The sequence below is a fragment of the Psychrobacillus sp. FSL H8-0510 genome (genome assembly GCF_038008345.1).
GTDB lineage: Bacteria > Bacillota > Bacilli > Bacillales_A > Planococcaceae > Psychrobacillus > Psychrobacillus psychrotolerans.
In genome coordinates this window covers 1,355,191-1,367,601 of record NZ_JBBOYZ010000001.1, presented here as the reverse complement: position 1 = coordinate 1,367,601, position 12,411 = coordinate 1,355,191, and the positions used below count along the sequence as shown (strand labels likewise).

General features: G+C 35.7%; 11 protein-coding genes, 1 pseudogene and 2 riboswitches. Of the genes and pseudogenes, 1 reads left to right on the top strand and 11 read right to left on the bottom strand.

Annotation, left to right across the window (positions count from 1 at the left end):
• Nucleotides 1–29: 29 nt before the first annotated feature.
• The 4 genes and pseudogenes from ribB to MHI40_RS06560 all read right to left on the bottom strand — a co-directional run.
• A pseudogene (gene ribB / locus MHI40_RS06575) lies at nucleotides 30–617 on the bottom strand (3,4-dihydroxy-2-butanone-4-phosphate synthase); the annotation flags it as partial.
• A gap of 12 nt (nucleotides 618–629) precedes the next feature.
• Nucleotides 630–1,268, bottom strand: coding sequence for a riboflavin synthase (gene ribE / locus MHI40_RS06570; RefSeq protein ID WP_340761975.1), 639 nt, complete (start codon nucleotides 1,266–1,268; stop codon nucleotides 630–632).
• A 140-nt stretch (nucleotides 1,269–1,408) separates the two neighbouring features.
• A riboswitch (FMN riboswitch) is annotated at nucleotides 1,409–1,540 on the bottom strand.
• 202 nt (nucleotides 1,541–1,742) lie between these two features.
• A riboswitch (FMN riboswitch) is annotated at nucleotides 1,743–1,874 on the bottom strand.
• A gap of 152 nt (nucleotides 1,875–2,026) precedes the next feature.
• Nucleotides 2,027–2,470, bottom strand: coding sequence for a MarR family winged helix-turn-helix transcriptional regulator (locus tag MHI40_RS06565; RefSeq protein WP_340761974.1), 444 nt, complete (start codon nucleotides 2,468–2,470; stop codon nucleotides 2,027–2,029).
• 14 nt (nucleotides 2,471–2,484) lie between these two features.
• Entirely contained in the window at nucleotides 2,485–3,240 is a 756-nt protein-coding gene (locus tag MHI40_RS06560) for an SDR family NAD(P)-dependent oxidoreductase (protein WP_340761973.1), read from the bottom strand.
• A gap of 154 nt (nucleotides 3,241–3,394) precedes the next feature.
• On the opposite strand from MHI40_RS06560, the gene MHI40_RS06555 reads away from it, so the two are divergent.
• Complete coding sequence (locus MHI40_RS06555; RefSeq protein ID WP_340761972.1) at nucleotides 3,395–3,619, top strand: hypothetical protein; 225 nt, start codon at nucleotides 3,395–3,397, stop codon at nucleotides 3,617–3,619.
• Nucleotides 3,620–3,679: 60 nt separating this feature from the next.
• On the opposite strand, the gene MHI40_RS06550 is transcribed toward MHI40_RS06555, so the two are convergent.
• The 7 genes from MHI40_RS06550 to miaB form a co-directional block, all read right to left on the bottom strand.
• Nucleotides 3,680–4,564 (bottom strand): YitT family protein, encoded by an 885-nt coding sequence (locus MHI40_RS06550; RefSeq protein WP_407691697.1) that lies wholly within the window; start codon nucleotides 4,562–4,564, stop codon nucleotides 3,680–3,682.
• Nucleotides 4,565–4,732: 168 nt separating this feature from the next.
• On the bottom strand, nucleotides 4,733–6,202 hold the full coding sequence (locus tag MHI40_RS06545; protein ID WP_340761971.1) for a protein adenylyltransferase SelO: 1,470 nt from the start codon (nucleotides 6,200–6,202) through the stop codon (nucleotides 4,733–4,735).
• A gap of 211 nt (nucleotides 6,203–6,413) precedes the next feature.
• Nucleotides 6,414–8,426 (bottom strand): TRAP transporter permease, encoded by a 2,013-nt coding sequence (locus tag MHI40_RS06540; protein ID WP_340761970.1) that lies wholly within the window; start codon nucleotides 8,424–8,426, stop codon nucleotides 6,414–6,416.
• Nucleotides 8,416–8,928, bottom strand: coding sequence for a DUF1850 domain-containing protein (locus MHI40_RS06535; RefSeq protein ID WP_340761969.1), 513 nt, complete (start codon nucleotides 8,926–8,928; stop codon nucleotides 8,416–8,418). The genes MHI40_RS06540 and MHI40_RS06535 overlap by 11 nt, the downstream gene beginning before the upstream one ends.
• A 77-nt stretch (nucleotides 8,929–9,005) precedes the next feature.
• Nucleotides 9,006–9,992 carry a TAXI family TRAP transporter solute-binding subunit gene (locus tag MHI40_RS06530; RefSeq protein ID WP_340761967.1) on the bottom strand — a complete coding sequence of 329 codons (987 nt, stop codon included), beginning with the start codon at nucleotides 9,990–9,992 and terminating at the stop codon, nucleotides 9,006–9,008.
• Between the two features lie 165 nt (nucleotides 9,993–10,157).
• Complete coding sequence (locus tag MHI40_RS06525; protein ID WP_093535017.1) at nucleotides 10,158–10,595, bottom strand: RicAFT regulatory complex protein RicA family protein; 438 nt, start codon at nucleotides 10,593–10,595, stop codon at nucleotides 10,158–10,160.
• Entirely contained in the window at nucleotides 10,595–12,142 is a 1,548-nt protein-coding gene (miaB, locus tag MHI40_RS06520) for a tRNA (N6-isopentenyl adenosine(37)-C2)-methylthiotransferase MiaB (protein WP_340761966.1), read from the bottom strand. The genes MHI40_RS06525 and miaB overlap by 1 nt, the downstream gene beginning before the upstream one ends.
• Between the last annotated feature and the right edge of the window lie 269 nt (nucleotides 12,143–12,411).

Below are 12,411 nucleotides of genomic sequence, written 5' to 3'. Positions count from 1 at the left end.
TCTCCTTAGCTAGCTTTAATATTTATTAAATACCTTGATAGTTCTTCGATTGTGACAATCTTTAATTGATATTGTTTGGCAAGCTCCAGTAAATCTGGTAATCGTGCCATTGAACCATCATCGTTCATTATTTCGCAAATTACACCTGATTTAGCTGAGGCACAAAGCATGGCAAGGTCAACTGCAGCTTCCGTATGACCTCGTCTTTCCAGTACACCACCTGGCTTTGCGATTAGCGGAAAGACATGTCCTGGTCGTTTAAACTGTTGTGCCTTTGCTTGTGGCTTAATGACTTGTAACATCGTCTCTGATCGATCAAACGCACTTATGCCCGTTGAAGTGTTTTCATGATCAATCGACACAGTAAATGCAGTTTGATGAGAATCTGTATTATTAGAAACCATCGGATGTAATTGCAATACCTCTGCGATTTCTTCATGAATAGGCATACAAATCAATCCTCGACCATACTTAGCCATGAAATTGATGTTTTCTGGTGTTGCAAATTCTGCTAAACAAAGGAAATCGCCTTCATTTTCGCGGTTTTCATCATCTACTAAAATAATAAGCTTTCCTTGTGTTAAATCTGTGATTGCTTCTTCTATCGTATTAAGCATGCTAATTTCTCCTTAAAAACCGTTCTGCTGTAAAAAGTCCTGGGTGATGATAGTCGATTCACTTTTCTTTGTACTAAATTGATGCACGTACTTCCCTAGCATGTCACCTTCGATATTAACGAGTTCACCCGCTTTTTTCACACCTAGAACTGTTTCCTTATTTGTGTGGGGAATTAATGAAACTGTTACTGTCGACTTATTTATAGCAAAAATAGTTAAACTTGTTCCATCAATCGTTATAGATCCCTTTGGAATACAAAAGTGACTTGCCTCTTCTGGTACAATAATATCGATATACACTGCATTTGCTGCATGGTGCTTTTTCAATATGGTACCCACACCATCCACATGTCCTGTAACGAAATGTCCACCGAATCGACCGTTTGCCGCTAATGCTCTTTCTAAATTGACAACTGAACTGCTATTTAATAATTTTGTTGTAGTTGCATAAAACGTCTCTGGCATAACGTCCACTGTAAATTCAAATCTTGAAAATGCGATTACTGTTAAACAGACACCATTCACTGCAATACTATCACCTAATTTGATGTCCTCTAAAATTCGTTTTGCTCGGATAATAAGTTGCATACTGCTAGCAGATGTTTGTACGTTCTTAATGGTGCCAAGCTCTTCAACAATTCCTGTAAACATCGTATCCTCCTTATTAGTAAGTACTTTTAGATGGAATCTAAAGCCTACTTCAAACAAAAACCTCCGTACACATAAGTGTCGGAGGGAAATTAGGTAGATTCAAATAAGCCTTTTGTGTTTTTCTCTCAAAAAGCATTGAACTACTCCTTCTCCCATCCAGACTATAACTGTCGGCTTTGGATTTTCACCAAATCATGCGTTTTACGGCTCACAGGCTTTGAGATTTCTCTCTTACTGTCGATTGGGAATTTCACCCGACCCCGAAGGATAGTTATTCAATTTTAAAAAATAGAAGCGCCTATGCCCGCGGGATCATGTCCCAACAAACTGACTTGCCCAAATTTGTTGGCACTGACAAACGCTATAGCTAGACATTAAAAAACGCATCCAAATTTATGGATGCGAGAGAAGTCATACTTTAATAAGCCTTTTGTTCCTTTTTTAGCATAACTAAAAAACCTCCAAATAGGCGACTTTCTCCTTCTCCCATCCAGACTTTAACTGTCGGCTTTGGATTCTCACCAAATCATGCGTTTTACGGCTCACAGGCTTTGAGATTTCTCTCTTACTGTCGATTGGGAATTTCACCCGACCCCGAAGGAATGTTATAAAATTGTTATTAGCATAACAATTTCATATCTTAATTGCAAGGAGTTAAGTACTTTTACATTATACAAAAGGATTTTGAAAAACATAAAAAGCTAAGAACCTCTTGTGTTGAGGGTCTTAGCAACTTTTTTCTAAAAAAAATAATTAGATCATAATGATGACAATCTTATATTTTTCATACTGTTTAATATTTTTTGCTGTATATATAAATACTGATCTAATTCTTCCACAGTCAACTCTTCAAATAACTCCACAAATATTTCTTCGCCAATCTTTTGTGCTTCCATTAAAGCAGATCGCCCTTTTTCTGTAATCTGAAGATGGATCGTCCGGCGATCTGCTTCACTATACAGTCGTTCCGCTAATTCGAACTTCACGAGCTTGCTAGAAATATTTGTGATTGCTCCTTTTGTATACCCTAAGGTCTCTGCTAAATCACTTTGCATTACTGGACCATTTGCACGTAATTGTGCTAGTACCAAAATTGCAGATATTCCTACTGGAAATTCAAATTTAGAAGAGAATTTAACTATATTTTCGTTTGAGATTACTTCAGTTGCATGAATCAATTTAAATAAATTTGTTTTCTCCATACTACATCCTTCTATTAACGCAACATGATGGATCCACCATCAACCATCATCGTTTGACCTGTAATATATCTTGAATCCTCACTAGCTAAAAATACTGCTACACGTCCAATATCCTCTTCTACTTCACCGAAACGACCCATCGGTATTTTACTTAGAACTGCTTCATAATATTCAGGTTGAGCTTTTGCCCATGCTTTTACTCCCTCTGAGTTAGCAACCGGACTGATAATATTCACATTAATACCAAAACGACCCCATTCGTTTGCAGCTACACGTGATATCCCACGAATTGCTTCTTTAGCAGCAGCATATGCTCCTTGAGTTTCATGACCAGCCAATCCTGCCCCTGAAGCAAAGTTAATAATATTTCCTTTTGTTTCTTTTAAGTAAGGCAGTGCAGCCTGCATTAAAAAGAATGTTGGATAGAATCCAGTACCAAATGATAGATCAAGATCCGCTTGTGTAATATTCTCAATCGTTAATTGTTTTGATGCATGTGCATTATTTACAAGTACATCCAACTTACCATAGTTATCAACTATTGTTTTAATGATGTTTGGTAAGTTTTCGCGATCCATAAGATCTGCTTTTAAAAACATTGATCTTGGGGAAATTTCTTGTAATAATTTCTCACTTGCTTTACCTGTCTCCTCATTCACATCTACAATTGCAACGATTGCGCCTTCTTTAGCCATTGCTTTTGCCATCCCAAATCCAATTCCACCAGCACCACCAGTAATGATTACAACTTTATCTTGAAGTTTACTCATCTTTAACACTCCTTTTTCTCTATTGTTTCCAATTTAGTTTAACACTAAACAATTTAACAATAAACTAATATGGTTTATCTATTTTAAAGTTCTATAACTTTTAAATAATCATAAAATACATAGATTCTAAATTATAAAGTAAGGGGAAATGGAAATGTTTGCAGTTCATTTTATGGAGAAAAATATGGTTATTTTAACTCAAGTATTAAGAGATATCCCTTCCATCGATGATGATCTTAAAATCAAAGGTAGAAAAGGTAAAGTAATTAATGTACTGGAAACAGAAGAAAATGGTATTCAGGTTCAAGTAGAATTTGAAAAAGTGGTAGATAAAAACAAAACTTCTGTAAAAGATCTCGGGAAGAAGAAACGAAAATAACTTTAAAATAATAATACCCGTTAAATGAGCATATATACTCATTTAACGGGTATTTATATTTTAGTGAATATCTCGTTTTTTGAACGTACCGCCTCTTACTTCTGCCACATCTGTGATCACAATAAAAGCACCAGGATCCAATTCTTTAATAATTGTTATTAACTTGTTTTCTTCCATGCGAGTGATTACACATGTGACAATATCCATAGTTTCATTGGAGAAACCACCGCGACCACTGGAGTACGTTACACCACGACCTAAACGATCCTGTATGGCAGACCCAATTTCCTCGGATTCTTTACTAACTATTCGAACTGATTTGGAACTTTCAAGTCCAACTTGAATAACATCAATAACTATTTTAGCTATGTAATAAGTAGTAGCTGAATAGAGTGCTCCTTCTAAACCATATATAAAACCAGCACCTAGAAAAATAAATGCATTAATAAATAAGATTATATCTCCTACTGAAAATGGTACTTTTCGAGATACTAGAACCGCTAAAACTTCTGCACCATCAAGTGCACCACCGTTACGTAATACCACACCAATACCAATACCTAGCATTACCCCTCCAGATATTACTACTAATAGTGGATCTTTTGCACTTAGAATCGGCTCAATTTGATGCATTAAAACTGTTGAAATAGATAGGGATGCTATACCAATAATACTCATTATTGCAAAGGTTTTCCCCACTTGTTTATAACCAATATATACAAACGGAATATTTAATATAAAGAGTAAAAGTCCAAGTGGTATATTAAACAAATATGTACCCATGATACTAACACCTGTTACGCCGCCGTCAATAACTGAGTTTGGTATTAACACTGCTTCCAGTGCATAACCAGCTATTGCTGCTCCTATTACAATTAAAATTATTCTACGGACTTTATCCGCTACTTTATTTTTCTGCATAATTTCTAAAACTCCCTTATTCATATAAAGATTAAACAAATATGATTACTATTAATTTTAAAGAAAAAAAGACTGAGTTACAAGATTAAATCTGCATAACGTAATACTTTTCAGTTTTTGATATTTATCCTCTCCTGTAAGTGAGAAAAGCCCGTAAACTTTTAAGGTTCACAGACTTTTCTTTCCTTTGGATTAAGTACCGCAAAACGTTTTGTACGGTCCTGAAGTATCAGGAGGAAGAGTAGTATAATCCATATAGTCTGCATTGTAATCATAAGGATGTGAAATTACACTTAGCAAATTGTTTAATACACTATAGTCCTCACTATTCACTGCTGCATCAAGCGCTTCTTCTACTCGATGATTTCTCGGAATAACTACTGGATTACTTTTCTGCATTAGTTGCTTTATAAATTCTTCTGACACCTGCTGATTTTCAAGTCTAGTTTTCCATTTTTCATACCATTGTTCAAATCCATTTTTACCGAATAATTCAGTTTCTTCCACTTTATCAAGAGTCAATAATCGGAATGTATTTATATAATCTACTTCGTATTTCTCCATAAGTTCAAGAAGGTTTTCGATTAGGGAAATATCCTCTTTTTCTATATTAAAAATCCCTAGCTTATTCCCCATTCCTGTTAACCAATAATTTTCATAAGTTACTGGGTAGGCCGCCATCGCTTCTTGCGCTTGCTGCACAGCTTCATCCGGATCTTCGTGAATAAGAGGCAATAAACTTTCTGCCAATCTCGCTAAGTTCCATGCGGCTATATTTGGCTGATTTTCATAAGCATAACGACCTTGTCTATCAATGGAACTAAATACTGTTTTCGGATTATATATATCCATAAAAGCACAAGGTCCATAATCGATTGTCTCTCCGCTTATCGTCATATTATCTGTGTTCATCACTCCATGTATAAAACCGACAATTTGCCATTTTGCTATCAATGCCGCTTGGCGTTCAATCACTTCTTTAAGGAATGCAAGATAGCGATTTTCATTAGCCAATAAAATTGGGTAATGTCTTTCTATTGCATAATCCGCTAAAGCTTTAAGATCTTCGAATGTGCCCCATTTTGCAGCGAATTGAAAAGTACCTACACGTAAATGACTTGCAGCAATACGTGTCATCACTGCACCCGGTTGAACAGTTTCTCGCATAATACTCTCTCCGGTAGTAACTACTGATAAGCTTCTGGTTGTTGGAATTCCTAGAGCATGCATCGATTCACTAATAATATATTCACGTAACATCGGCCCGAGGCCCGCTCGTCCGTCTCCCCCACGAGAATATGGTGTTCTACCAGAGCCTTTCAATTGTACGTCTACTAGCTCCCCCGACGGAGTTATTTGTTCACCAAGCAACAGTGCTCTTCCATCACCTAACATGGTAAAATTTCCAAATTGATGACCAGCATAAGCCTGAGCTAAAGGTATACCGCCCTCAATCACCTTATTACCAGCAAGTACCTCAACACCATGAGTACTTTCTAGCTCTTTCGAATTTAGCCCAAGAGATGTTGCCACCGCATCGTTTAATATAACCAGTTTAGGATTACTAACAGGATTTACATTTATAGCTGTATACAGTAATTCTGGAAGTTCGGTATACGTATTTTCCAAGTTCCATCCTACATTTAAATTCTCTTCCTTCATCGAATCTTCCTTTCTTGAGTTGAAAAAGCAATACTAGTTACTTATTATTCATTATTATACCCTTACATGCTACAGATACGCTCCCCTTGGCTCTCTTTTGCCTATTAAAAAAGAATACCCTATAATAGGCATCCCCTAATATTTAAACAAGTATCTCTCGATTTTAAGAAAACATAAAAATACGAACCATTATGGTTCGTATTTTTTATGTTTATACTGCTATAATTTTCGTGTCTTCCTTTTCCCGAGTATATAATTGAATTACAAATAGTACCCCAAATAATACAAGCCCTATTATATCCGACATACTCTCTGGGTATATCAATAGTAATCCTGCTCCTACTGCCAAAATTCTTTCCAACCAATTAACCTTTCTATACCAATACCCTATCATTCCAGCGCCAATAGAAATCATCCCTATTATTGCAGTAAATGTGACCCAGATAATTTCCCACAAAGTCGTATCAATCATTAACAATGTTGGTGAAAAGACCACCATGTATGGAATTATAAAGGCTGCAATTGCTAATTTCGAAGCCTCTAAACCGGTCTTTATAGGATCTCCACCAGATATCCCTGAAGCGGCAAAGGCGGCTAGTGCAACAGGAGGTGTAATATCTGCTATTATTCCAAAATAGAAAACAAAGAAATGTGCAGATAATAGAACAACAATTGGAACTGCACTTTGTGCAACATCAGGCGCTAGCAAAGTAATAATCGCTGGTGCTGCAATTGTAGATGTAATTACATAGTTTGCTGTAGTTGGTGCACCCATCCCTAAAATTAGAGACGCTATCATAACAAAGAATAATGTTAATAAGATACTTCCTCCAGCTAATTTAACCAAACTTGTAGCTAGACTTAAGCCTAATCCAGTTTTTACTACTACTCCGACGATAATTCCTGCACACGCAGTAGCTGCAACAACCGCTAAAGCTGTTCTTGCCCCATCCACTAAAGCATCTAAAATTTCCTTGATACCAAGTTTAGTATCTTTGTTGATAAACCCTACTGCAATACAAGCTAAAATACCATATAACGCTGAATGAATAACAGGAACGCCTACCATCATTAAAATAATGATTAGGAAAATAGGTAAAATTAAATAAATCTTTTTAAAGATTTCCTTCCGATCTGGCATTTGATCATCTGTTAATCCTTTTAAACCTAAACGCTTCGCTTCAAAATGGGTCATAATCCATATTCCAGTAAAATATAATAGAGCTGGAATTGCCGCTGCTTTTGCAATATCCCAGTACGTTACTCCACGTCCGATAAATTCAACCATTAAGAATGCGGCTGCACCCATAATTGGTGGCATCAACTGTCCACCAGTAGAAGACGATGCTTCAACTGCACCAGCAAACTCCTTCTTATACCCAAGCGATTTCATCATTGGAATTGTGTAGGCACCAGAAGTAACAACATTTGCTACCGAACTTCCCGAAATAGTACCCTGTAAAGCAGATGAAAAAATAGCAACCTTTGCAGGACCTCCAACTAACTTTCCAGCCACTGCCACAGACAAATCATTAAAATATTGTCCTACTCCGGTTTTCACTAAAAATGCTCCGAAAAGCAAAAAGGCAAAAATATAAGTAGATGAAACAGCAAGAGGTGTCCCTAAAATACCATCAGTTGTGTAGAACATTAAATTCACAATATTATCGACACTTTGGCCCCTATGAGCCATAAATGCTGGGAAATAAGGTCCTAGGTATGCGTACACTAAAAAGATTGCAGCGATTATAGTAATTGGTAAACCAACCGCTCTTCTAGATGCCTCTAATACAAGCAATACTGCTAGTAACCCAACAATGAAGTCCATACTCTCCAATGAACCTAAACTTTGTACTAAACGAGTATAATTTATCGTCCAATAAGTTCCGATTAACAAAGCACCAGCTGTTAGTATGAAATCATACCATGGTATTTTTGTCTTCGAAAATTTTCTACGTGCTGGAAAAAGTAAAAAGATAAAAACTAGACCAAAACCTAAATGGACTGTTCGTTGTATTTGAGCGGGAAATTGACCATATATGGCTGTATAAAGTTGAAATAAAGAGAATGCCATTAATCCAAAATAAATAATATATTTTAGCACTCCACCTAATGTCCGAGTGTTCGACTCTAGATCGTACTTTTCTAATATTTCTTGCTGTTCTTCCAAAGATAGCTCTTCAAACTGATCGTCTTGAAATGGTTGTTGGTTCTTATCTTTCATTTAATTCGACTCCTTTCACTTTTTCAAAGAGTGATATTTTTTTAACTTTAAATTCATAAGACTTGCCTCGATCTAACTCTTCTTTTAAATCGAAACTTTTCTCGTTGTAATGAAAATCTAATTTATTGTCCACATCTCCAATATGTAAAATAAAATCCTTTAATACTGCTGTATCGTATTTAAGCGTGTAAACACCATTTTCATAACTCAATGTCTGGCCTTCCTCTGCATAACCAGGCATGCCAATCGCCACATTACTATATTGCATAGAAGCCAATTTAATTTCATTTGATTCTAATACTCTATAATTCTCTATTACATCAGTCAGGTGAATAGTATGTGTAAAAATAATTTGAAAGTGATCCTTTTTTTCTAATGGGATAAAATGAATACTTGGGTGCTCGGTCCTAGTTTCTGTAAAAGTAAAAGCTGAAAAAATAGGGATAAAACAAAATAAAGTTAAAAAGAAAATAATCAAAAATAGCCAAATTATTTTTTTCATAAAGTGATTAATCCTCACTTTTTTTAACAAAAAGGGACTCGAAGCAATTCGCAACAGAGCCCCTTCTTACTTTATAATTATTTATTGACTTCATCGAAGTATTTTTTTGCTCCGGGATGAACTTCAATTCCTATACCATCTAGAGCTGTTTCGGCTTTGATGAATTCACCTTTTGCATGACTAATTTTATCTGTATTTCCATATATCGCTTTTGTTATTTTATATACTAAGTCTTCAGAAAGATCTTTGTTTACTGCTAGCATTGCAAGTACTGAAACTGTAGGTGTTTCTTCCTTAATACCATAAGTACCAGCTGGGATTGTATCCTTCGCATAATATGGATATTTCTCGATTAATGCATCTGCTTTTTCATCGTTCACTGAAATAATCGAAACTTTGTTTGTAGCATTTAGCGCTTCTACAGCACCAGTTGGATAACCAGCCGTAATAAATGCAGCATCAATTTGTCCAGACTGAATACCATCTGTTGACTCACCGAAATCTAAACTTTGTGCTTCAATATCCTCCATTGACAAACCATGGATCTCAAGCAATTGCTCTGCATTTGCATAAGTACCTGATCCTGGAGCTCCAACAGAAACCTTTTTCCCCTTAAGATCTTCAAAAGAAGTAATTCCAGAATCCGCCAATGTTACTAATTGAACTGTTTCAGGATATAACGCACCTAGTGCAGAAACAGCATCTGTTTTCTTACCTTCAAACATCATTATTCCTTCAGTACCATAGTAAGCAATATCCGTTTGAACGAAAGCGATATTTCCTTCGCCTTCTTGTAATGCTGTCATATTAGCTGCTGATGCTTGAGATACCTCCGCAGTAGTTTTAACACCTGTTTCCGTAGTGATTAGATCCGCAAAAGTTCCACCTAACGGATAGTAGGTTCCTTGCGTTCCACCAGTTAGCATACTTAAAAATTTAATATCTTCTTTAGTTTTACCTGAATCACTATCAGAAGAATCCTCATCTGTAGAACCACAGGCTGCAAGTATCATTAAAACTAAAATACTTAGTATGCTCAACAACTTTAATTGCCTTCTTTTCATTCCATTTCCTCCCTTTTTATATAAAATCCCCTTGCACTTATTAATATTAACATATAAGTTTATTTAATTGTCAACCTATTTAGTATTTTCAGGTTTTATAAGTATTGAAAAAAGCATGCATATAATCGTGTAAGGATTACATGCATGCTCTATTTTAAGCTCTACTTATGAGCAGCCATCATATGTTGTATTTTTTACTTTTGAACCAGTTTCGCCTCTAAGTAAGTCACCTTCAGTTGCTTCAATAATTTGATTGGTTACATTGTTAGAAATGGAATTAGCTACTAATTGTAGAAGACTATTTACATCACCTTGGGATTGTTTAAATTCTTGTACAATTGGTAGTCCATCGATTTCTTCTTCGATAGCAGCAATTTTTCCTTCTATTAGGCTAAGTGCTTTTTCTTTCCCTAAATGTTGAAAGTTAACGGCTTGTTTTTGTAAGCTTTTTAGGCTTGCTATTTTTTCACGTACCTTTGTATTCTCATTAATTTGTTCTTCTGCACGTTTGAAGAATTCAACTTCCTCCGTATTTGCAATCATTGTTGCTATTTCTTTTGCTTTTTCAATAATATCTTCTCTTGTATATTTAGTTGTAGACATTATACTCCCACCTTTTGCTCGATTATTTCATTTACTAGTTCCCCAGTAAGTGACCATGTTTTTGCTTCTACTATTTTAACCTTAACTAATGTCCCAATGATATCTTTTGGTCCTACAAAATTTACTAGTTTACTTTTGCTCGTATAACCTGCAAGTACGTCAGGATTATTCTTACTTTCACCTTCGACTAAAACTTCCACAATTTGTCCATCATGCTTTTTCATAGCCTCCGCGGACATATCATTCACCAGCTTATTTAATCGCTGAAGTCGTTGTTTTTTCACTTCCATCGGTACGTTATCTGCCATTTTTGCAGCTGGTGTACCTTCTCGAGGAGAGTAAATGTACGTGTATGCTATTTCGAATCCTACTTCTTTATACAAAGACATTGTTTCTTCAAATTGTTCCTCTGTTTCATTTGGAAAGCCAACAATTATATCCGTTGTCAATGAGACGTTCGGTATAGCTGCTTTTATCTTTCTAACTAGCTCTAAGTAGTGCTCTCTTGTGTATTTACGAGCCATTATTTTAAGAATATCCGACGACCCAGATTGAACAGGTAAATGAATGTGGTCGACTAAATTTCCTCCTTTGGCAAGCACTTCGATCAAATGATCATCGAAGTCTCTAGGATGACTAGTCATGAAACGAATGCGTGCTACGTCAATTTTCCGAAGATCATCCATTAAATCACCAAATCGATAATTCAAATCTTCAAAGTCTTTTCCGTAAGCATTAACATTTTGTCCAAGCAATGTTACTTCTTTGTATCCTTGCGCAGCAAGATGTCTAATTTCTTGAATAATATCTTCCGGACGACGACTACGCTCTTTTCCACGTGTATATGGAACGATACAATATGTACAGAATTTATCGCAGCCGTACATAATGTTGACCCAGGCTTTAATCGAACCTTTACGTACTCGCGGCAGATTTTCTATAACGTCTCCTTCTTTAGACCAAACCTCTACAACCATTTCTTTTGAAAGGTATGCTTCGTTCAATATTTCAGGAAGACGGTGAATATTATGTGTTCCAAAAATCATATCTACTTGATTGTAAGTTTTTAATATTTTTTTTACAACTGATTCTTCTTGGGACATACATCCGCATACACCAATTAGGACATCAGGATTTTTTTGTTTTAAATGCTTAAAGTGACCAAGCTCACCAAATACTTTATTTTCAGCGTTTTCACGAATTGCACAAGTATTAAGTAAAACCACATTGGCATCATCTACAGTATCCGTAGGTTCATAACCTAGTTGCATGAAAATACCTGCCATTACTTCTGTATCATGTTCATTCATTTGACAACCGTATGTGCGTATATAAAATTTTCTGTTTTGACCCATATCTTTAAATTGTTCTGCAATAGCAAAGTCGTTATGGTACTCTATTTCTTCTTTGCCACGTTTTTTCGCATCTTTTAATGATGGTGGAGTATAGACTGCTTGAAAATATTTACTATAATCCTTATCGGATTTTTTATCCAAAGAGCTAGCTTCCTTCACTTGAGTACTTTGTAAACGTGATTCCTCGTTCATAAGAACTCTCCTTTCCTTCATTCGTGAAAAGTACGAATATCCCTACTATTATACTGAATAGTTATGTATTGCCACAAGGCTTTCAGCTTAAAATTGCCTAATTAGACAAATTAAGTGCATATACTTAGTTTATCGGGATTAGTTGGGAGAGATTATGGGCTATATCTTCATGCTAGAGGGCTAGATGAGAATATTTATGGGCTATACTCTATTTTTATGGACTTGCTTAGTTTTTATGGGCTATAGGCTTGTTATAGGCCATAATCCAT